Here is a 21,859-nt window from a genome sequence, read left to right as displayed (position 1 = left end):
AAACCGTCATAAAAAATAAAGGAGAGTGCGATGAAAGTTGCGATTGTCGCGGACGATCTAACCGGTGCTAACGCCACCAGTGCGCTGTTAAGCAAAAAAGGCTTTAGCACTATTACCTGCCTAGAGGCGTTTCATCCCTCTTTGAGCGACTTTGATATTGTCTCTTTTTCTACAGACTCCCGCTCGATCCCCGCAGAAGAGGCCTACAGCCGGGTGAGCGCCTGTCTCGATCAGTTTATGCAAACCTCGCCTTTAATCAGCAAGCGTATTGATTCCACCCTCCGAGGCAACATGGGCGCTGAGGTCGATGCTGTGCTGGATAAGTACCCAGAGCTGATGGCGATCGTTGTGCCGGTTTATCCCTCCAGCGGGCGGATCTGCGTTGGCGGCTCCCTGCTGGTATCCGGCATTCCCCTACAGAACACCATGATGAGAGACGACCCTAAGAATCCGATGACAGAGTCTTCAGTTCTTGAGCTGTTTCGTCAGCAGTCGCACTACGAGCCTCACCATATCCCGCTGCGGGACGTACTCACCAGCGTTGATGCACTGTCGGAGAAAATAGCGACGCTTTACAGGCAGGGCGGAAGGATTGCGATTTTTGATGCCACTACAGACTTGGATATCTCGACGATTGCAAAAGCCGTAGAGAAAGCGGGCCTGCCGGTGTTCTGTGTCGATCCCGGTCCTTTTACTGCGCAGCTTGCCCACCTTCGCTACGCCAGCAGTCATGTCAAAACGAACAAGGTGTTTATCGCCATCGGCAGCGTTTCGGCGTTGACTCAGAGGCAGATAGAAAAGCTGAAGTATGACCGCAGCGTTTGGCTGGAAGTCGTACCGCCGCGCCAGCTTATCGATATCTCTAAACACCCCGGTAAGGCGGGGCCGCTAGTTCAGATGCTGCTGCGCAAGTCGGAAGAGTATGACGTGGTGGGTATCGACACGGTAGAAGCGCCGGAACACGTCTGCGAGCTGGGGGGACTGGCACTGGAGTGCGGCGTGGATAAGTCCGAAGTCAGCTGCATGATAAATCGGGGCATTGCCGAAGTGACGTCTCAGGTTTTACTTAACGAGAAGTCGATGTTCCGAGGCATTTATACCAGCGGCGGCGACGTTACGCTGGCGGTGACTAACCGTTTGGGCAGCAAAGGATTCATCCTAAAAGACGAGGTTGAACCGCTGGCGGTGTACGGACACTTGCTGGGAGAGCGCTGTAACGGCCTGTCTATTGTGACTAAAGGCGGCTTCGTGGGGAACGACAGCACGCTGGTGCACTGTGTCGACTACCTGAGCACCAAAATTTCCAGCTGCGACAGCGGCACGAATCATGTATCTAACCAAAGTCAGGAGTACAAATGAACGAAAAACCGCTAATCGGCATACCTATGGGCGACCCTGCGGGGATCGGCCCGGAAATTGTTGTCAAAACCCTTGCCAGCAAAGAGGCGCACCAGTACGGAAGAATGGTTGTCGTCGGCGATAGGCGCATATTGGAAGAGGCGGCAGCGTTTTCCAACGTCGAGCTTGAGATTCGCGTCATTGACGATGTTAGCGAAGCCGTTCATCAAGAGGGGATATTAAACCTTATTCAACGGGGTGAACTGGACTATAAAACCTTTAAACCGGGTCTTATTCAAGGGCAGTGCGGCAAGGCCGCCTTTGAATATATTAAGACGGCAACGGAACTGACGCTGGCAAATAAACTAAACGCGTTAGCAACAACGCCAATTAATAAAGAGTCCTTAAAGGCAGGGGAGATTAACTATATTGGCCATACAGAAATTCTGGCCGATTTAACCGGCACCGCAGATCCCCTAACGATGTTTCAGGTTAAAGAGCTTAGGGTTTTCTTTCTGACTCGCCATATGTCTTTGGTTAACGCTATTCAGTCGCTGACGCCAGCGCGTATCTGCGACTATGCGATCCGCTGTACGGAAGCGCTTAATCGTCTAGGGCTTAAAAACCCCCGTTTAGCGGTGGCGGGTATCAATCCGCACTGTGGTGAGCACGGCCTTTTCGGTCATGAGGACGACGATGTGCTGGCTCCGGGCGTTGAAATGGCCAGAAAAGCTGGCGTGAACATCGTTGGGCCTAAACCGGCGGACAGCGTGTTCCACTTCGCCCTTGAAGGCGCCTACGATGCGGTGCTTTCCCCCTATCACGATCAGGGACATATCGCGACCAAGATGGTGGACTTCCACCGTACGATATCCATTACCAACGGCATGCCGATTCTGAGAACGTCGGTGGATCACGGTACCGCAAACGACATTGCCGGTAAGGGCATTGCCAACGCGGTGAGCCTAATCGAGGCGGTTCGCCTGGCGGGGCTGTATGCACCCTATTTTAAAAAGTAGGGGGACATTACCTTAAAACGAACTGAAGTGTGGCGGATATAAATAATAAACGCGGGCCGAAATCTCGACCGCTTTATTAAATAACAATATCAACATCATTTTATTTCCGGCGCTATGCGTCCGACCGACTGCACCCGTCGTTCGGCCATAGCCCGTAATAAATGAACGTAAATTATGGGGACGGATATGAGTGTTGGATTTGCGATGTCGATGCTAATACTCGCCATTTTAATCGTGGTCGTATTATGCGTATATTTTAAAATACACGCTTTTGTTTCTTTAATGACAGCGTGTCTGTTTCTTGCATTAACCATGGAAATGCCGCTGGCAAAGATCGTTTCGGCATTTGAAACGGGATTGGGGGGAACGCTGGGCTTCTTGGCGCCGATTCTGGCGCTGGGGGCAATACTCGGCAAGCTGATGGAAATTTCGGGGGCAGCAGAGCGGCTGGCGAGAACCCTGATTAACTTCCTCGGTAAAACCCACGCCCACTGGGCGATGCTGGTTGTCGGCTATATTTGTGGTATTCCGGTGTTCTTCCAGGTTGGGATCATTCTGCTTATTGCCCTGATGTTCTCAGTGACGAAAGAGTCAAATCTGCCGGTGATCCAAGTCGGACTGTCGATGGTGATGGGGCTGCTTATTGTGCACTGTGTCGTGCCGCCGCATCCTGCGGCAATGGCAATTGCAGGCTCTCTGAATGCGGATGTCGGCAAAGTCATTTTCTACGGCCTGCTGGTGGGGCTGCCTGCGGCGGCTATCGCTGGGCCAATTTACGGTAAGTTCATTGCTAAACGCTTCCCTGTGGAGGTGACCGGTACCTACGCTAACGCGGAGCCAAGACCGGATTCTGAACTGCCTTCTTTTGGTAAAACGCTGCTGGTTATCCTGCTGCCTCTGCTGCTGATGATCGGCAAAACGATCGTTGAGCTGATGATCGACAAAGCCAATCCGCCCGCCTATATGGTTTACGTTAACTTTATCGGCACACCCATGATTGCGCTGTTCATTTCTGCAGTGGTCGCTTACTTCGTGCTGGGAACCGGACGTGGCTTTACGCTCAACCAGTTGGGTAAATTTAGTGAAAGCGCGATGGCGCCAATGGCGTCTATTCTTCTGGTTATCGGCGCTGCTGGGGCGTTTAACAAAATCATTATCGACAGCGGCGTCGGCGAAGCGTTGAAGCAAGTACTCACCAGTATCCAGATCAGCCCTCTTATTATGGCGTGGGTTATCGCGATCGTTATGCGCACTGCACTCGGCAGCGCAACGGTTGCCATGATGGCGGCAGCGGGCTTTATCCTGCCCGTGCTGAGCGGTTACCCGAATCTCGATCCCGCTCTGGTGGCTATTGCCATTGGTACTGGAGCGATTGGCGGATCGCACGTCACCGATTCTGGCTTCTGGTTTGTTAAAGAGAGTCTGGGGATCCCCGTCGGCACTATGTACGCCACCTATACGGTAGCAACCTGTATCGCTGCGGTGCTTGGTCTTTTCGCCACGCTGGCTCTGGCGGCGGTCGTTTAGGCTGTCTTTCAGACGATAGCCATTTTCTCTCTATCGCGCTGAAGCAGAGGTAAGTACCCGCTTCGGCGCATTCCTATTTTTCGGAGCTTCTTATGAAAATAGTGATCGCGCCCGATTCTTATAAAGAAAGCCTGACAGCGCTGGAAGTGGCCAATGAAATTGAAGCGGGCTTTCGCGAAGTGTTTCCCAAGGCCTGCTATATCAAACTCCCCGTTGCGGACGGTGGAGAAGGCACTGTACAGGCGATGGTCGAAGCGACCTGCGGCAGAAGAGTTGACATCTCGGTGACAGGGCCTTTGGGCGAACCCGTCGAGGCGTTTTACGGCCTGACCGGTGACGGTGAAACCGCAGTGATAGAAATGGCCGCTGCCAGCGGCCTAGCGCTGGTGGCTGAGCCCCAGAGGAACCCCCGCATTACCACCAGTTACGGCACGGGTGAGCTGATTTTGGCGGCGCTGAATGCGGGTGTCAGAAACTTTATTATCGGCATCGGCGGCAGCGCCACTAACGACGGCGGCGCGGGGATGCTACAGGCGCTTGGTGCAGCCCTGTTGGACGCAGAAGGCAAGAGTATTCGCTTTGGCGGCGAAGCGCTCCGCGAGCTGGACAGGATCGACCTGTCGGGATTCGATTCTCGTATTGCTCAAAGCACTATTAACGTTGCCTGCGATGTAAACAATCCTCTCTGTGGGCCACAGGGAGCGTCGGCTATCTTTGGCCCGCAAAAGGGCGCCTCGCCGGAAACGGTGTGGGAGCTGGATGCTTGCCTAAAGCGCTTCGGTCAGATTATTAAACGAGATCTCGGTGCTGACGTGCTTAACGTACCCGGCGCCGGAGCGGCTGGGGGTATGGGGGCGGCAATGGTCGGCGTAGTGGGCGGTCGCCTGCGACCCGGCAGTGATATTATTACCGAAGCCGTTGGCCTTGACGACGCCGTCAAGGATGCCGATCTGGTGATTACCGGAGAAGGGCGGATCGACGGTCAGACCGTGTTTGGCAAAACACCAATCGGCGTAGCTCGCGTCGCCAAGCGCTATGGCAAACCGGTTATTGGTATCGCCGGGTGTTTAACGCGGGAAGCGCCTGTGGTGCACGAACACGGTATTGAAGCGATTGTCAGCGTGCTGTTTGAGTGCTGTTCTGTACCGGATGCGCTGTCCTCGGGAGCCTTTAACGTGCGCTTAGCGGCAAGAAACGTGGCGGCAATGCTGAAAATAGGGCAGTTGCTACCGAGCTGATATTAAGGGTATTTTAGCCGCAGCTGTGGTCAAAGCGGCGCAGACACCGGATCCGGATAAGCGTTCGTCTGGCGCTCTACGCCTTATGTGGGTATGATATTTACTTAGCTGAGTCCGGCGTGCGTTTACCCGTGCGATAAGGAATACCGGACCATGAGCGGCGCTTGAGCGTTTGGCGCCAGAGTATTTTCTACTGATGGATCGTAATAACATGAGCACAGCAAAAAACCTTTTAGCTATCCCCGCACTTCCTATTATTCAAAGCGCAGTTATGTCGCTGGCGCCTACCTTTAACGGCGGCCGTCACGACGGGCATATGAACGTGCTGTGTGAACTGGTTCGCGGTGAGAAGACACCGGAAGATGTTGCCGAATACCTGAAGGCCAACAAGATTGAAGCCACGGAAAGCAATGAATTTGCGCTTTTCATTGGCGAACGTCGCCCTGAGCAGGACACGGCTGCAGCAGCCTACATTGCAACAACCGTGCTGATTCAGCCCAATCTGGGTGAATTCCTTGAGCCGGTAAAAAAGGCACAGGCGAATAAGAATAAGCAGCCAGAGTTTTCTGTTAATCAGGAAAGACTGACTGCGTCCCTGACGACCAAGCTGGCGATTGCTTTGGCTAACGCCGACATTTTTGCCCTTGTTGCTCGTGAACTGCCGAAAGGTCTGACTGTAGAAGCCTACCGCGCTGAGGCCGTGAGCCTGTTCAGCAAGCTGGCTCCTGCCTATCTGGGTCGCGTGCAGTCGCACTTCCAGAAAGGGCTTCAGTTCAACCTGCTGCAAATGCAGAACAACCAGTTCACCTTCGTCAGCTCAACCGGTTACCTGTTTAACTATGACGTTCAGGGGCTGTCTCTGCAGCTTGGTGGCATTAACTGGTACGGCCGCGGTCAGCTGCTGGGTCAGGACTACACAGTACAGGTTGACTACTTCAACGATGCCACGCTGGAACTGCTGAAGTAATCTTTCTGCTTTTTTCTTTTATAAGAAGATAAAAAAGCCTGTCGAAAATAGCGACAGGCTTTTTTTTACGACTCTACCTTTGCCAACAGTAGCGTAATGTCTGCCAGACGAATGGCCTCTTTTGCCGTATCCGGCAGCGCATCATCCGTAATCACCGTATCGAATACCGACATGGGCAGCGCCATATAGGTGGCGATTTTGCCGTACTTGGACGTATCACACAGCAGGATGCAGCGGTGGCTGGCGTCAACAATAGCCCTTTTTACGACCACTTTGTTTTCGCTCGGGGTCGATAGCCCACGCATGCTCCACGAGGATGCAGAAATAAACGCAATGTCGATAAGCAGGTTGCGCAAAGCATGGGCTGCGGCTTCCCCTACGCATGAGCGGTTTTCACGGCAAACCGTGCCGCCGGTGTGAATAATGGCGCAGCGGCCAAACTCAATCAGGTAGCTGGCAATAACAAAGTCGTTGGTCACCACGGTCAGATCGCTGCGATCGCCGATTTGCTTAGCCAGCGCCAGCGTTGTAGTGCCTGCATCCAGATAGATGCAGCTGTCTGGTGGGATCGTTTCTGCAGCCAGTTCACCAATGCGGGTTTTTTGCAGGCTAAACATGGCTTCTTTATCCATATGGGACGGCTCGCTGACTAGCCGCTCTGGCGCCTGAACGCCGCCCGAAACGGGAATGACCGTTCCCTGCTGTTCAAGCTTGTGTAAATCCCGCCGGATCGTCATGTGAGAGACGCCGAGGCGCTCGGTGAGTTCAGCAATGCTGACAACGCCGCGCTCGGCAACGAGTTCCAGAATCTGCTGGTGACGTTCTACGGGTATCACAATGCTTTTGACTCCAAATGAACATTATGGCGTTAATTTTTGTTATAAGTTATCACATTAGCCCCTACTGTGTGAAGCGGCTTGTAAGCTCGTAACATCATAAAATACATGAAAAAATATAGATTCCATTCTCTTATTATAAAAAGACCATATTTTTATCAATGTTAATATATGTGAATTCGATCGCGACATTGTTTTTGCATCTCAGTACAATTAACACAGAAAAACAAATTTTAACTAATTTTAACAGAGAGGAAGACATGCAGAATAACGAATACGCCGTTTGCGTCATCGGGCTGGGCTCTATGGGTATGGGGGCGGCGCTGTCCTGCGTTCGCGCCGGGCTAGCGACGTACGGTGCGGATATTAATCAGCAGGCGTTAGAAAGCCTAAAGGCACAGGGCGCCAAAGAAACAGCAACCGATGCGCGGACGTTTGCAGACCGGCTTGATGCAGTCCTTCTGCTCGTGGTGAACGCTGTCCAGGTGAAGAAAATCCTGTTCGGTGAAAATGGACTGGCGCAGAGTCTAAAGCCGGGCACGCCGGTTATGGTCTCTTCTACCATTTCTGCCGCTGATGCGAAAGAAATCGAAAAAGGTCTGGCAGAGTTTGGTCTTAACATGCTGGACGCGCCAGTTTCCGGTGGTGCGGTGAAGGCTGCCGCAGGGGAAATGACCGTCATGGCCTCGGGCAGCGAGCAGACCTTTAGCCAGCTGGCTCCAGTACTGGACGCTGTGGCGGGTAAAGTATATCGCGTTGGTGAAGAGATCGGCCTTGGCGCAACGGTAAAAATTGTTCACCAGCTTCTGGCTGGGGTTCACATTGCAGCGGGCGCTGAAGCCATGGCGCTGGCCGCGCGGGCGGGCATTCCGCTAGATGTAATGTACGATGTAGTAACCAACGCAGCCGGCAACTCGTGGATGTTTGAGAACCGGATGCGCCACGTGGTGGACGGCGACTATTCGCCCAAGTCAGCGGTAGACATCTTCGTCAAGGATTTGGGGCTGGTGGCCGATACCGCCAAGTCTCTGCACTTCCCGCTTCCTCTGGCCTCAACCGCGCTGAACATGTTTACTGAAGCCAGCAATGCCGGCTTTGGCCGAGAAGACGACAGCGCCGTGATCAAGATTTTCTCCGGCATTGAGCTGCCGAAGGGTAAGGAGAACGCATAATGTTGCTAGGCGTTATTGCAGACGACTTTACGGGAGCGACCGATATCGCCAGTTTCCTGGTGGAAAACGGCCTGTCTACCGTTCAGCTTAACGGTGTTCCTCAAGATGACGTTACTGTTGATACACAGGCGGTAGTGATTAGCCTGAAGTCTCGCTCTTGCCCCGTCGAGCAGGCGGTGGAGCAGTCCCTCGCCGCGCTGACGTGGTTGAAAAAGCGGGGCTGTCGCCAGTTCTATTTTAAATACTGTTCAACGTTCGACAGCACGCCGAAGGGCAACATCGGGCCGGTAACGGACGCGCTGTTGAACGCGCTGGGCGAGTCGCAGACGGTTATCTCTCCGGCGCTGCCGGTGAACGGTCGTACGGTTTATCAGGGCTATCTGTTCGTGATGGGGCAACTGCTGTCGGAGTCAGGCATGCGTAACCACCCCGTGACGCCAATGACCGACAGCAGCCTGCTGCGGCTGATGGAGGCGCAGGCCGAAGGCAAGTGCGGTCTGGTGACAGCGTCTGAACTCGATCTTGGTGCTGAAGCGGTGCGCCAGAAGTTGGCGACGCTGGCGCAGGAAGGTAAGCGCTATGTAGTGCTGGATGCACTGAATGAACGCCACCTGCTGGTACAGGGGGAAGCGGTTAAGTCGATGAAGCTGGTGACTGGAGGCTCCGGTCTGGCGATCGGTATTGCCAGACAGTGGGCCGTTGTCGACGAAGAGGCAGGACAGGACAAGTTCAGCGCTAAGCGAGCCGGCGCGCCGCAGGGGAAAAAGGCCGTTGTGCTGTCCGGCTCCTGTTCCACCATGACCAATCTTCAGGTGGCGCGCTATCGCCAACAGGCCACATCAACAGCCATTGATGTTGCACGCTGCGTGGGCTCTGAGGCCGCGCTTTCTGCCTATGCCGTCGAGCTGGCTCGCTGGGTAGAAGAAAACGCCAGCGGCGGGCTGGCACCGATGCTGTACGCTACGGCCGAGCCTGAGACCCTGAAGCAAATACAGCAGCAGTATGGCGCAGAGGCTTCCAGTCACGCGGTTGAACGGCTGTTCTCTGAAGTGGTTGTGCTGCTCGAAGAGGTGGGTTTCAGTCGCTTTATCGTTGCCGGGGGGGAAACCTCGGGCGTGGTGACCCAGTCTTTGGACATTCACGGTTTTCATATCGGCCCCTGTATTTCTCCCGGCGTGCCGTGGGTAAGGGCTATCGAGCGTCCGGTTTCACTGGCGTTGAAATCAGGCAACTTTGGCGATGAGAACTTCTTTGCCAGAGCGCAGCTGGAGTTTCCCGTATGAATGAACAGACGCTAATCAAGGCTGAACAAGAGGCGCGAGAGGCGATGGTTAACCTCGGCGCATCTCTTTTCCAGCGCGGCTATGCCACCGGTTCTGCGGGTAATCTCTCGCTGCTGCTGCCGGACAATACGCTGCTGGCGACGCCGACGGGCGGCTGCCTGGGGGATCTTAACGGTGAACGCCTGTCTAAAGTGGCGCTGGACGGTGAATGGCTGTCGGGAGACAAGCCGTCAAAAGAGATCAGTTTCCATCTTTCCCTGTATCGCAATAACCCTGAGTGCAAGGCAGTGGTTCATCTACACAGCGCTTATCTGACGGCGCTCTCCTGTCTGGAAGGCTTGGATATGGGCAACGCTATTCGTCCCTTTACGCCCTATGTCGTGATGCGGGTTGGTCGCCTTCCCGTGGTGCCCTATTACCGCCCGGGCGATCGGAGAATCGGCGAAGATCTGGCTAAGCTTGCCGGTGGAAATCGCGCCTTCCTGCTGGCGAACCACGGTGCAGTGACGGTTGGGAAAAATCTGCGAGATGCAGCGGACAGCTACGAAGAGCTGGAAGAGACAGCGAAGCTGATCTTCATACTGGGCGATCGCCGCATTCGCTATCTGTCTGATGATGAAATTGCTGAGTTACGGAGCTAAATCATGCCAAAGTTTGCAGCTAATCTGTCAATGATGTTTAACGAAGTGCCGTTTCTGGAAAGGTTTGAGGCGGCGGCTAAGGCCGGCTTTAAAGCGGTCGAGTTCCTATTTCCTTATGAATACCCTGCCGAGCTGCTTGCTGAAAAGTTAAAGCAGAACGGGTTAAAGCAGGTATTGTTTAATACTGCTCCCGGTGACGTTGCCGCAGGGGAGTGGGGGCTGACGGCGCTGCCCGGTCGCGAGCGCGAAGCGCGTGAAGACATCGACCGTGCTCTGGAGTATGCCATTGCGCTCGGTTGCCCGAACGTGCACGTGATGGCGGGGGTTGTTCCTGAAGGTGCCGATCGCTTAGCCCATCGGAAAACCTTTATCGACAATATTCGCTACGCCGCCGATCGCTTTGCGCCTCACGGTATTAAGGTGCTGATTGAGGCACTTAGCCCGCCGATTAAACCCAACTATCTGTTTAGCAGCCAGCATCAGGCGCTGGCATTAATTGAGGAAATTAATAAGCCCAACGCTTTTGTCCAACTGGACTTTTTCCACGCTCAGTTGGTTGATGGCAACGTGACTAACATTATTCAGTCCATGGCCGGTCGCTATGCGCATATTCAGATAGCTTCGGTGCCAGAACGTCACGAGCCAGACAGTGGGGAACTGGATTATAACTGGATATTCAATAAGTTGGATGAGATTGGCTATCAAGGATGGGTAGGCTGTGAGTATAAGCCGCGCGGCGAAACAGCGGCGGGGCTTGGCTGGGTGAAACCCTACCTGTAGTACGAAATCAGCTATCCGTATAGCAACAAATTTATAAGAAAAATAAACCCACCGCATCAGTGTTTACACCGATGCGGTACCCCTTCTTTTACCTATTACAACAAGGGACTCACTAACGATGTCGACATTTGCACTATTAACCATAGCGGCCGCAGGCGTGTTTTTACTCCTGCTGCTGGTAATAAAAGCGAAGGTTCAGCCGTTCGTCGCGCTTCTGATGGTTAGCCTGTTTGTGGCGCTGGCCAGCGGTATTCCTATCGATAATGTGATGAAAGTGATGACTGCCGGGATGGGCGGCGTTCTTGGTTCGATAACCATTATTATCGGGCTGGGGGCGATGCTCGGCCGGATGATTGAGCACTCCGGCGGTGCGGAGTCTTTGGCGGACTACTTTAGTAAAAAGCTGGGGCCAAAGCGCACGGTAGCGGCGCTGACCATCGCGGCGTTTATTCTCGGGATCCCAGTATTCTTCGACGTTGGCTTTATTATTCTGGCACCGATTATTTACGGCTTTGCCAAAGTAGCGAAGGTTTCACCTCTAAAATTCGGTTTACCGATGGCCGGTGTGATGCTGACAGTACACGTCGCGCTGCCGCCTCATCCGGGTCCGGTTGCCGCCGCAGGGCTGATGGGTGCGGACGTGGGCTGGTTGACCATCATTGGCCTGCTAATTTCTATCCCTGTGGGCATCATTGGCTACTTTGTTGCCCAGCGCCTTAACCGTAAGAACTACGCCATGTCAGTTGAAGTTCTGGAACAGCTTCAGCTAGCTGCTCCAGAACCTGCACCGGAGAACAGCGCGCCGATTACTGACCGCATGAATCCTCCGGGAGCATTTTTAATCTCTGCGCTGATTGTGATCCCGATTGCTATCATCATGCTGGGGACGGTTTCTGCAACGGTACTGCCTTCAGGCTCAGCAATAAGGGATCTTTTCTCTTTTCTGGGGGCTCCCGGTATAGCGCTGATGATCGCTCTGGTACTGGCATTCTACTTTTTGGCGGTTCGTCGCGGGTGGAGTTTACAGCACGCCAGTGACGTTATGGGTGGTGCGCTGCCAACGGCTGCCGTTGTTATCATGGTGACCGGTGCCGGCGGCGTATTTGGTAAAGTCTTGGTTGAGTCCGGCGTGGGCAAGGCGCTGGCCGACGTGCTGATGACCATAGGCCTGCCGCTTATTCCCGCCGCATTCATTATCTCTCTGGCACTGCGCGCCTCACAGGGTTCAGCGACAGTAGCGATCCTGACTACCGGCGGTCTGCTGTCCGAAGCGGTCGTTGGATTAAACAGCATTCAGCTGGTGCTGGTCACTTTATCCATGTGCTTCGGCGGCCTGGGCCTGTCCCACATTAACGACTCCGGATTCTGGATCGTCACTAAATATCTGGGACTTTCCGTTGCTGATGGCCTGAAAACCTGGACGGTGCTTACCACTGTGCTGGGGCTGAGCGGGTTCGCGTTTACCTGGCTGGTGTGGCTGGCGGTGTAGGTTTTAGATTGGATCATAGCCACCTGCATCGCAGGTGGCTATGTTTGCTGATAAACCGTCCTAATAAGTTTCAGAGAGCATTCTGACCGAAACAGTAGCCATCTGAACGAGAGTTATAAAGATGGCTTTCTCCGCAGTAATTTATATCCGAATAAAGTCAGGACCGATAATGGCCACGATCTGGGAACTGCTGGTCAGCCGGATAATTTTCTGTTGATTGAGCCCACGTAGTAGCTTTCTGGTTTCCCTGCTGCGCCGAATATTCAGGTCGTTCACCAGCTGCTGGCATCCAGTAAAACTCAGCAGTCCGTCTCGGGTTGTCAGCGTTTCAAAACGAATATGGTGCCCCTCAGCCAGAAACGCGGCATGCCGTGCCGGGCTGAGCCAGTTCAACGCTTCCAGCATATCGTCCCAAGCCCTGCGCAGCAGTTGTAGTGAAGCCTGCAAGCCATACACCGGTCGGTTATAGTCCGGTGCACCGGTGACCGGATTTTTCTCCTGGAATTTCCAGATCGCTTCATGATGCGCCAGACGGTTACGCAGATCTCGGATTCGAGTAAATTTCTTTTCCAGCTCATGCCGGGATGTCCCGACTGGAGCGCCGGGAAAGACAGACGGAAGCAACTGAGGCCACAGCAGCGAACAGTTCCGGGGTTCATCGTAGTTTTTCGTCAGAAAGTTAGTCCAGAAACCAAAATCTAGCCCAGAGATCATCCGCTCTGCCGTCGGATTTTTGCCAGCATCGCGGATCCGCTTTGCAACTTTGCGGATACAGTCTTCTTCCCAAGTAGTCCTGTCATAAACAGGTTTTCCGTGATGGTACAGCGTTTTGGCCGCGTGCATCCTTTTTATAGCGCTTATTCTGCCGCATCCATATTTTATCTCCCATGTATCGGGGTAAATCGAAGACCCAATTGGCATCGGTGCGCCAGAGCCCTACCGCGCCGGGCAGAGGATCGTGGCGAATGCTGTAATCGATAGCGTTGCGCAGTGTCACCTCAAGGCAGTGCATCAGCGGCTGCATGGCCGCAGCGACTGCTTTATTCCAGCTATAGCCGCCCAGCGCTTCACCGGGTTTCAGTTTCAGCACATCGGTGTAAATGCTGAGCCGCTTGGCTGAGATATAATCTTCCAACTGCATTATGTCCTCCAGAGCTCAAACATCAGGGGGTGGATTGACGGACTTGCCAGATACTGATAAATTCCTTCCATCAAGGCGCGGATTTCTTCGGACCCGCGCGCTAAAGTTAGTACCGGAAAAGCCACCTTCAAGGTGGCTTTTCTCGTTTGGAGACACGAACTCTCCCTTTTTCCTCACAGCGAACTAAGCACCTCCTCCTTCATCACCTTCACCGCCTCTTTCACCTGCTTAAGCTGGGTACGCAGCTCATGTACTTCCTCGTTATCGGGAATGAGCACAATACAGTCTCCGGCAATCTTGACCGTCACGTTGATTCCGGTGTCAAAGCCGACTTCTCTAAGCCATTTTCCGCTTAAGTTGAGGGCGGGCGTGCTGGTGTCGCTGTGGTTAGGGACGTAGCCGACGGTATAGCGGCGCTGGGTTTTAGCGGGTTTCTCTGATGAGGGGTGAGTCTGGGTAGGGATCGTAGCCATAGGGGCAGCCTCCAACAAGTCGTCAATTATGCCGCCATCGGAAATGCTAATTTCACGGGTGGCGGAACCGGACGGAGTTAGCATTACCGGCCTTGTTGGACACCGGCGCGTCTTGCGACGCCACCGTCCGGCTCGCCATAGGAGTGTAGCCGTGTGCACGACATAAAAAAAGCACAGACGCGCCAATATGTCGCCAACAAGAGAATTTCAGGATGCTAAGCCCGGAGCCTGAATTTGCAGGCGCGGGCAAAAGATACCGTTATCGATAATGGGCAACAAGCGATTTTATTAAGAGAAACAAGGCATAATGCCAATATCGGAATATGCCTCGCAAAATAAAACCCAGCCGTTAATTCACCACGTTCTGCGGTTCACCCGCCGCATAGCGCTTAAGGTTTTCTACCGTAATGGCCATCAGGCGCAGGCGCGCCTCTTTCGGCGCCCAGGCAATGTGAGGCGTCAGCACACAGTTTTTGGCCTTGAGCAGCGGGTTGCTGGCGGCTGGCGGCTCGGTGGACAGCACGTCAAGCGCTGCTCCGGCGATTTTACCGCTGTTCAGAGCATCAGCCAGATCCTGTTCGACGATTAGTGCGCCGCGGGCGGTATTCAGCAGCAGTACGCCATCTTTCATTTTGGCGATAGTGTCGCGGTTAATCATGCCGGTGTTGTCCGCCGTGAGCGGGCAGTGCAGACTGATAACGTCGGACTCTGCCAGCAGCCGATCCAGCTGTACAACACTCAGCCCGGGACGTTCGTGCTTTTTATTTTGGCTAGGGGTATAAACCAGAATATTCATACCAAGAGCGGTTACCACAGCGGCGAAGGCCGAGCCGATTTGGCCGTAGCCGATAAGGCCCAGAGTTTTACCCTGTAGCTCGATAAGCGGCGAACGCCAATAGCAGAAGTCGATGCTGCTGCTCCAGCCGCCCGCGCGGACGTCTGTGCTGTGATCGCCTACGTGGTGGCAAAGCTCTAGCAGTAGAGCCAGACTGAGCTGGGCGACGGAAATGGTGCTGTAGCTCGGCACGTTGCATACGACAATGCCTTTCTCCCGGGCGGCCTTAACGTCGACGATGTTGTAACCGGTAGCCAGTACGCCGATAAACTTAAGAGAAGCGCAGGCCGCCAGAGTCTGGGCGTCGATAGGCGTTTTGTTCGTTAGGGCGATGTCTGCATCGCCGATACGCTCAACGATAAGATCCTTTGGCGTGCGGTCATAAACCGTAAGCTCGCCAAGCTTTTCAAGATCGCTCCAGGAAATGTCGCCGGGATTGAGCGTATATCCGTCTAATACCACAATTTTCATCATTCACCTGATAGTCCAGAGGGTTAAACGTTACCGCTGCGCGCCGCTATTATGATAATAACGATGATGACAACAGCGCACAGCAGTACAAAATGCCCGCCGCCAGCGGCGTGCGCGGGTAGTTATGAGACACTATCTAATTCAGGCGCGATATCGGCAATCAGCTCAAACGATCGTAGCCGCGCCTGATGGTCAAAAATCTGTCCGTTAATCATAATCTCATCAATACCGGTTTCCTGCAGCAGATTTTGCAACCCGTCTCGCACATCCTCTTTGTCACCTACGATCGACAGGCTCAGCGTGTGGTTAACGCTATAGAGTTCGTGCTTGGCAAGCACTTGGGTAATGTCGTCTACCGGAGGCGGCAGAGCGCCGGGGTTGCCGCGAAGCATGCTGGCAAAGTGCAGCTGGAGCGAGCTAAACAGCCGCTCGGCCTGAAGGTGGGTATCGGCGGCGATAACGTTAAGGCAAATCATTGCATACGGCTTGTGTAACGATGGAGAAGGCCTGAACTCTCTACGGTAGACTTCTAGAGCCTGCATCAGCAGGTCTGGCGCGAAGTGGGCTGCGAAGGCAAAGGGTAGCCCCATATGGGCCGCCAGCTGGGCGCTGTACAGACTGGAGCCCAGCAGCCAGATAGGCACGTTGAGCCCCTGACCGGGAACGGCTTTAATGACTCGCTCAGGAGTGTCTTCGCCAAAGTAACCCTGAAGTTCATGCACGTTGGCCTGATAGTTTCTGGCGCTGTCGTGGTCGTCGCGCCGGAGCGCTAAGGCGGTTTCCTGACTGGTGCCCGGCGCGCGGCCTAGCCCTAGGTCGATACGGTCAGGGTAGAGGGAAGCCAGAGTGCCGAACTGTTCAGCAATGGTTAACGGCGAATGGTTTGGCAGCATAATGCCGCCCGCGCCAACGCGCATTTTTTGCGTCGCGCCCGCAATATAGCCTATCAGTACCGCCGTTGCCGAGCTGGCAATCCCCTCCATGCTGTGATGTTCCGCCAGCCAGTAGCGGCAATAGCCGAGACGCTCGGCTAACAGCGCCAGCTCGCGGGAGTGGGCAAAGGTTTGGGGAATAGAACCGCCTTGGACAATCGGCGAGAGATCGAGAACGGAAAGAGGTATACGGGAAGTCTGCGTCATACTAGATATCTCCAATGTCGCTGAGGCCTGTAAAAACGGGCTCTAAGTCTCGGACAATGCCCCGTCGCTCTGCCTTTGCTTGCCTACGGCGCGGCGAGATGTCTATTGGGCATGTGCCGCCGGTTGTTCGCCAGCCTGATATCGGCTGTGGTACTCATGGATGAAATCAAAAATAGCCTGTTCCAGTACTGCTCGGCTGGTTCGTGCTGAGTCGATCTTGACGTAGGCTGCGCGCTCTTCGGGAACGAATACCGCTTCATTGACGCCGGTGAACGCTCTAAGCACCGCTTCCGACAGCCCGGCTCCCACGGCCTCTTCAGGCACGTTAATGCGCAGGCTGCTGACGTAGGGCGGCTGTTTCATGGTGGTACTCACCAAAAACCACAGACCGCACAGGGCGACGGAGCCTAAAAAGACTGAGCTAACGCCGTTTAGGCCAAACAGCCAGCCGCCGATGCCACCGCCTATCGCTACGCCGATAAACTGGCTGGTGGAATAGACGCCCATCGCGGTGCCTTTATAGCCAGCCGGGGCTTCTTTGCTAATTAGCGAAGGCAGAATGGCCTCCATCGTATTGAAGGCGATGAAGAACAGCTGAACGCCTGCAAACAGAAGCCACAGGCGTTGCCCGCTGGAAAAAAGTATAGCTTCGGAAACAAAAAGCAGTGCGATACAGGTTAAAAATACCTGCTTCATTTTGCGCTTTTTTTCCGCAATTATGATGAAGGGCACAACAGCGACAAAAGAAACCAGCATGGTGACCAGATAGAGCTTCCAGTGCCCAGCAGGCATAAATCCGGCTTTCTCCATGGCGACCGGAAGGGCGAGAAAGGTCATCATCAGGACAGCGTGCAGGCAAAGAATGCCAATGTTTAACTTGACCAGCCGATCGTTGCCGAGCACTTTGCCAAGGTTGCCTTTTACAATGCCCGACTCGCGGTTGAGCACGTGCTCGCTGGTATTGGGGATAATAAAAATGGTTAGCGCGATAGCCAACAGAGAAAGCACCGTGATGGCGAAAAATAGCGCGCTGAGCCCAAAAGCGTTCGTTACAACAGGCCCCAGCACCATAGCGATAGCGAAAGTAATGCCAAAGCTCACGCCGATAAACGCCATGGCTTTCGTGCGGTGCTGTTCCCGCGTCAGGTCTGACAGCAGCGCCATAATGGCGGCGGCGATAGCGCCTGAACCCTGTAGCGCACGACCTAAAATAATGCCCCAGATGGAGTCGCTCATTGCGGCAATCAGGCTGCCGCAGGCAAAAATCAGCAGCCCGCCGATGATAAGAGGCTTACGGCCCACCCGATCTGACAGCAGGCCAAACGGAATTTGAAACACCGCCTGTGTAAGGCCGTAGATACCGATAGCAATACCGATAAGCTGCTCGGTTGCACCCGCCAGAGACATGCCGTAGGTGGTCAGCACCGGCAGCACCATAAACATGCCCAGCATGCGCAAAGAGAAGACCAGCCCCAATCCTGCCGTTGCGCGGCGTTCCTGTGGCGTCATGCGGTTATCGTTCATAGTGCCTCATGCGGTGTGTATGGACAGAAGTGGCCCATAGCATAATCTCAAGCGTAGCGGAATGCGCGGATTTTCTTTATGTAAGAATCGGATAGGTTAGTTGGGCTGGCTTAGAGCACCCGCCATGCACAGAGCACGGCGGGCGTGAAAGCTTAAGGCCAGACCAGCGCCAGCAGGGTTTCTGGCGCAGCGGTTTGAGTGTAGTCCACTGACATCATGACGCTTAGCGCTGTGATCGTCACGATGGAGAAGATAAACACTTTTTTCGCCCAGACGCGGTTGTCCGTGGTTTTGTAGCCCGTCAGCGCCATCACCAGCCAGCACAGCCCAACGGTAGCCGCTACCGCGAGATAGCCGTAGCCTGCATAGCCGCTGATAGCCAGCATCAGCGTTGCCGCAATAAAGCCGACAATGTAGAGAGTGATGTGGTTTTTCGTGACCGAAATGCCGCGCTTGACCGGCAGAACCGGGATATTCGCTGCCAGATAGTCCTTATAGCGAAAAATCGCGATGGCGTAAGAGTGAGGCATCTGCCACAGGCTGAAGATAACCAGCAGCAGCATGGCGCCAGTATCAAACTGACCGCTGACGGCACAGTAGCCGATGACCGGCGGCGCTGCGCCGGAGAGGCTGCCAACCAGCGTGCCGTAGACCGACTTGCGCTTCATGTAGAGACTGTAAACGCCGACGTAAACCACAAACCCAAGCAGAGCAAAGCCGACAGCCTGAGGGTTAGTGAACACGTAAAGCAGGGCAAACCCAAGGGCTCCCAGCGCGGTGGCGTAAATCAGCGTTATCTTAGGAGAGATAAGTCCCTGAACCAGAACGCGGTTCTTGGTTCTCTCCATCAGGCAGTCAATATCGCGGTCAATATAGTTATTGAACACACAGCCGGACGCCACAACCAGCGAGACGCCGACAACGGTAGCAAACATCAGGAAAGCGTCGACGTTTCCCTGAGCTGCGAGGAGGAAACCGCCGATAACGGACACCATATTGCCAAAGATAATGCCCGGCTTAGTGACCAGCAGATATTTCTTCATCATAGGCACCACGCTTAGTGAGCCATCATGTTGACGTTGAGGTTGTACATAATCCACAGTGACCCCACGACGACGATAGCGATGATAAGACCCGTAAAAATCAGAGCGATGAGGTTCCACCCACCTTCTGACTTTGTGTTCATATGTAAGAAGTAGACCAGATGCACCACAATCTGAACAACTGCAAATAGCGAAATGGTAATCGCCAGCGTGCTCGGCGCGGCAGCGCCGGTCATCACCATCCAAAACGGAATAGCGGTCAAAATGACGGACAGCACAAAGCCTATCAGGTACGATTTAACGGTGCCGTGGCTGGCGCCGGAAGCGTCGGTATGTTTCATTTAAATGGCCCCCATCAAATAAACCACGGTGAAGACGCAAATCCAGATGACGTCAAGGAAGTGCCAGAACAGGCTTAAGCACATGAGGCGAGCGCCGTTTTTCGGCGTCAGACCCTTTTTGGCAACCTGAATAATCATCACTGCCATCCAGATAAGACCCAGCGTAACGTGCAGGCCGTGCGTGCCAACTAGCGTAAAGAAGCCAGAGAGGAACGCGCTGGTAGAGGGGCCGTAGCCTTCGCTAATCAGCAGGTGGAACTCGTTGAGCTCCATCCCGATAAAGCCCAGACCGAACAGGAAAGTGACTACCAGCCAGCCGATAACCTGACTTTTAGCTCCCCGATTCATGGCGATGATCGCCATACCGTAGGTAAAGCTGCTGAGCAGCAGTAGCGCTGTCTCACCCAGCACATAGGGTAGTTCGAAAATTTCTTTACCCGTCGGGCCTGCGGCAGTGCCGTTTGCCAGCACGGCATAGGTCGCGAACACGCAGGCAAAAAGAATGCAGTCGCTCATCAGGTAAATCCAGAAACCAAAGACGGTTTTGGATTCGCTGTCGTGGTGCTCATGCTCGTGAGCATGCGCGCTTGGCGCGATTAGCGTATCAGTTGCCATGATTCACCCCGGCTTTGCTCAGTTGTTCAAAACGCTGTTGTTCGATTTTTTCAATCTCTTCTACCGGCACGTAGTAGTCGGTGTTGTCGCAGAAGGTATAGGCAATGTAGGCAACAGCCATGCCGATCAGGCCGACGATCGCCATCCACCAGATTTCCCACACCATCGCGAAGCCGAAGACGACGCTAAAGGCAGCGATAATCACGCCGACGCCGGTGTTTCTCGGCATGTGGATTGGTTCATAGCTGGCCGGGCGCGCGTAGGCGATGCCCTTTTCCTTCATGTCAGCGAAAACGTCGATACCGTTAATCGTTGGCAGATGGGCGAAGTTATAGAACGGCGCTGGGGAAGATGTTGCCCATTCCAGCGTGCGGCCGCCCCACGGGTCACCGGTCACGTCCAGATTCTTCTTGCGGTCTTTGATGCTGACGACAAGCTGTAGGATCTGGCAGGCAATGCCTAGTGCAATTAGCACTGCGCCGAACGCCGCCACAACCAATAGAGAGGTCCACTCCGGCTGTAGGCTGTAGTTCAGGCGGCGGGTCATACCCATAAAGCCCAGCGCGTACAGCGGCATAAAGGCAACGAAGAAACCGATAATCCAGAACCAGAAGGCGTACTTGCCTAAGCGCTCGTTAAGGGTGAAGCCGAAGGCTTTCGGGAACCAGTAGTTGAAACCAGCCAGACAGCCGAACACCACGCCGCCGATAATCACGTTGTGGAAGTGGGCAATCAGGAACAGGCTGTTGTGCAGCACATAGTTAGCGCCCGGAACGGCCAGCAGCACGCCCGTCATCCCGCCAACGGTAAAGGTCACCAGGAAGCCCAGTGTCCAGAGGATGGGGGTAGAGAACTGAATGCGCCCCTGATACATAGTGAACAGCCAGTTGAAAATCTTCACTCCGGTCGGGATGGAGATAATCATGGTGGCAATGCCGAAGAAGGCGTTCACGTTGGCTCCTGCCCCCATAGTAAAGAAGTGGTGTAGCCAAACGATAAAGGACAGGATAGTGATTGCGACAGTAGCCCACACCAGCGAGGTGTAGCCGAACAGACGCTTTTTACTGAAGGTCGCCACCACTTCGGAGAAGATACCAAAGCAGGGCAGGATCAGGATGTACACTTCCGGGTGACCCCATGCCCAGATGAGGTTGACGTACATCATCTGGTTGCCGCCGAGGTCGTTAGTAAAGAAGTGGAAGTCCATATAGCGATCTAGCGTCAGCATAGCGACGGTCGCCGTCAGGATAGGGAAGGCGGCGATGATCAGTACGTTGGCGCACAGCGCGGTCCAGGTAAAGACCGGCATATCCATCATCTTCATGCCCGGCGCGCGCATCTTCAGAATAGTGGCGAAGAAGTTTACCCCGGTAAGCAGCGTACCGACGCCGGATATCTGTAGACTCCATATCCAGTAGTCGACCCCCACGCCGGGGTTATACACCTTGCCCGACAGCGGCGGATAGGCCAGCCAGCCGGTTTGGGCGAATTCGCCGACGCCAAGAGAAATGTTGATAAGCACCACGCCCGCCACAAACAGCCAGAAGCTCAGCGAGTTGAGGAACGGGAAAGCCACGTCGCGAGCGCCGATTTGCAGCGGCACTACGATGTTCATCAGGCCGATAACGAACGGCATTGCCATGAAGAAAATCATGATAACACCGTGCGCGGTAAAGATTTGGTCGTAGTGGTGCGGAGGCAGGAAGCCTTCTCCCGCGGTCGCGGCAGCCACTGCCAGCTGCGTACGCATCATGATGGCGTCAGCAAAGCCGCGCAGCAGCATCACCATAGCGACCAGAATGTACATCACGCCGATTTTTTTGTGGTCAACGCTGGTTAGCCATTCGTTCCACAGCCACTTCCACTTGCCTAAATAGGTGATCAGCGCCAGCAGAGCAATGCCGCCCACAATAATCATGCCGACGGCGCCCATGATAATCGGCTCATGATAAGGAATGGCGTCTAGGGTTAATTTTCCTAACATGTT

The 21,859-nt window shown here is 54.3% G+C and carries 20 protein-coding genes and 1 pseudogene; 10 read left to right on the top strand and 11 right to left on the bottom strand.

The genetic code is table 11. The features are described 5' to 3' along the window. Positions 1 to 30 precede the first annotated feature (30 nt). From DQM29_RS14605 to DQM29_RS14585, 5 genes are all read left to right on the top strand, one after another. A complete protein-coding gene (locus DQM29_RS14605; protein WP_111741369.1) occupies positions 31 to 1,359 on the top strand; it encodes a four-carbon acid sugar kinase family protein in 1,329 nt (442 codons plus the stop codon). Beyond that, entirely contained in the window at positions 1,356 to 2,357 is a 1,002-nt protein-coding gene (gene pdxA / locus DQM29_RS14600; RefSeq protein ID WP_111741368.1) for a 4-hydroxythreonine-4-phosphate dehydrogenase PdxA, read from the top strand. The genes DQM29_RS14605 and pdxA overlap by 4 nt, the downstream gene beginning before the upstream one ends. Positions 2,358 to 2,531: 174 nt before the next feature. After that, positions 2,532 to 3,884, top strand: coding sequence for a GntT/GntP/DsdX family permease (locus DQM29_RS14595; RefSeq protein ID WP_111741367.1), 1,353 nt, complete (start codon positions 2,532 to 2,534; stop codon positions 3,882 to 3,884). A 92-nt stretch (positions 3,885 to 3,976) separates the two neighbouring features. Continuing rightward, positions 3,977 to 5,122, top strand: coding sequence for a glycerate kinase (locus DQM29_RS14590; protein WP_111741366.1), 1,146 nt, complete (start codon positions 3,977 to 3,979; stop codon positions 5,120 to 5,122). Between the two features lie 211 nt (positions 5,123 to 5,333). Continuing rightward, positions 5,334 to 6,089 (top strand): hypothetical protein, encoded by a 756-nt coding sequence (locus tag DQM29_RS14585; protein WP_145960377.1) that lies wholly within the window; start codon positions 5,334 to 5,336, stop codon positions 6,087 to 6,089. A 65-nt stretch (positions 6,090 to 6,154) separates the two neighbouring features. Here DQM29_RS14585 and ygbI read toward each other — a convergent pair whose 3' ends face one another. Continuing rightward, positions 6,155 to 6,925, bottom strand: coding sequence for a DNA-binding transcriptional repressor YgbI (gene ygbI, locus DQM29_RS14580; RefSeq protein ID WP_111741364.1), 771 nt, complete (start codon positions 6,923 to 6,925; stop codon positions 6,155 to 6,157). A 260-nt stretch (positions 6,926 to 7,185) separates the two neighbouring features. On the opposite strand from ygbI, the gene ltnD reads away from it, so the two are divergent. The 5 genes from ltnD (at position 7,186) to DQM29_RS14555 (ending at position 12,290) form a co-directional block, all read left to right on the top strand. Further along, entirely contained in the window at positions 7,186 to 8,097 is a 912-nt protein-coding gene (ltnD, locus tag DQM29_RS14575) for an L-threonate dehydrogenase (RefSeq protein ID WP_111741363.1), read from the top strand. Further along, entirely contained in the window at positions 8,097 to 9,380 is a 1,284-nt protein-coding gene (otnK, locus tag DQM29_RS14570) for a 3-oxo-tetronate kinase (protein ID WP_269472291.1), read from the top strand. Before ltnD ends, otnK begins: the two co-directional genes overlap by 1 nt. After that, positions 9,377 to 10,021: a 3-oxo-tetronate 4-phosphate decarboxylase gene (gene otnC, locus DQM29_RS14565; RefSeq protein ID WP_111741361.1), complete on the top strand. Its 645-nt coding sequence runs from the start codon at positions 9,377 to 9,379 to the stop codon at positions 10,019 to 10,021. The genes otnK and otnC overlap by 4 nt, the downstream gene beginning before the upstream one ends. Positions 10,022 to 10,024: 3 nt before the next feature. Then, a complete protein-coding gene (locus DQM29_RS14560; protein ID WP_111741360.1) occupies positions 10,025 to 10,801 on the top strand; it encodes an HPr family phosphocarrier protein in 777 nt (258 codons plus the stop codon). A gap of 118 nt (positions 10,802 to 10,919) precedes the next feature. Further along, on the top strand, positions 10,920 to 12,290 hold the full coding sequence (locus DQM29_RS14555) for a GntP family transporter (protein WP_111741359.1): 1,371 nt from the start codon (positions 10,920 to 10,922) through the stop codon (positions 12,288 to 12,290). A 141-nt stretch (positions 12,291 to 12,431) separates the two neighbouring features. Here DQM29_RS14555 and DQM29_RS14550 read toward each other — a convergent pair whose 3' ends face one another. The 10 genes and pseudogenes from DQM29_RS14550 to cyoB all read right to left on the bottom strand — a co-directional run bounded on the left by DQM29_RS14550 (position 12,432) and on the right by cyoB (position 21,856). After that, positions 12,432 to 13,133, bottom strand: coding sequence for a hypothetical protein (locus DQM29_RS14550; protein WP_232054927.1), 702 nt, complete (start codon positions 13,131 to 13,133; stop codon positions 12,432 to 12,434). Continuing rightward, positions 13,087 to 13,431 carry a hypothetical protein gene (locus tag DQM29_RS18485; RefSeq protein ID WP_232054926.1) on the bottom strand — a complete coding sequence of 115 codons (345 nt, stop codon included), beginning with the start codon at positions 13,429 to 13,431 and terminating at the stop codon, positions 13,087 to 13,089. The genes DQM29_RS14550 and DQM29_RS18485 overlap by 47 nt, the downstream gene beginning before the upstream one ends. A 173-nt stretch (positions 13,432 to 13,604) precedes the next feature. Continuing rightward, positions 13,605 to 13,988, bottom strand: a complete 384-nt coding sequence (locus DQM29_RS14545) for a SymE family type I addiction module toxin (RefSeq protein ID WP_332102947.1) — start codon at positions 13,986 to 13,988, stop codon at positions 13,605 to 13,607. Between the two features lie 265 nt (positions 13,989 to 14,253). Further along, a complete protein-coding gene (locus DQM29_RS14540) occupies positions 14,254 to 15,213 on the bottom strand; it encodes a D-2-hydroxyacid dehydrogenase (RefSeq protein WP_232054925.1) in 960 nt (319 codons plus the stop codon). 119 nt (positions 15,214 to 15,332) lie between these two features. Beyond that, a complete protein-coding gene (locus DQM29_RS14535; RefSeq protein WP_111741356.1) occupies positions 15,333 to 16,349 on the bottom strand; it encodes an LLM class flavin-dependent oxidoreductase in 1,017 nt (338 codons plus the stop codon). A 171-nt stretch (positions 16,350 to 16,520) separates the two neighbouring features. Next, a pseudogene (locus DQM29_RS14530) lies at positions 16,521 to 17,873 on the bottom strand (MFS transporter); the annotation flags it as partial. 152 nt (positions 17,874 to 18,025) lie between these two features. Then, on the bottom strand, positions 18,026 to 18,919 hold the full coding sequence (gene cyoE, locus DQM29_RS14525) for a heme o synthase (RefSeq protein ID WP_111742113.1): 894 nt from the start codon (positions 18,917 to 18,919) through the stop codon (positions 18,026 to 18,028). Positions 18,920 to 18,930: 11 nt separating this feature from the next. Continuing rightward, the gene (locus tag DQM29_RS14520; RefSeq protein WP_111741354.1) at positions 18,931 to 19,257 is read right to left on the bottom strand and encodes a cytochrome o ubiquinol oxidase subunit IV; all 327 of its coding nucleotides are present in this window, start codon (positions 19,255 to 19,257) and stop codon (positions 18,931 to 18,933) included. Next, complete coding sequence (locus DQM29_RS14515) at positions 19,258 to 19,872, bottom strand: cytochrome o ubiquinol oxidase subunit III (protein WP_111741353.1); 615 nt, start codon at positions 19,870 to 19,872, stop codon at positions 19,258 to 19,260. After that, positions 19,862 to 21,856, bottom strand: coding sequence for a cytochrome o ubiquinol oxidase subunit I (gene cyoB / locus DQM29_RS14510; protein ID WP_111741352.1), 1,995 nt, complete (start codon positions 21,854 to 21,856; stop codon positions 19,862 to 19,864). The genes DQM29_RS14515 and cyoB overlap by 11 nt, the downstream gene beginning before the upstream one ends. Positions 21,857 to 21,859 lie beyond the last annotated feature (3 nt).

Source organism: Leminorella richardii (assembly GCF_900478135.1).
GTDB classification, from domain to species: domain Bacteria; phylum Pseudomonadota; class Gammaproteobacteria; order Enterobacterales; family Enterobacteriaceae; genus Leminorella; species Leminorella richardii.
Note: the sequence above shows the minus strand (reverse complement) of the source record. Positions and strands in the feature narration are given on the sequence as shown.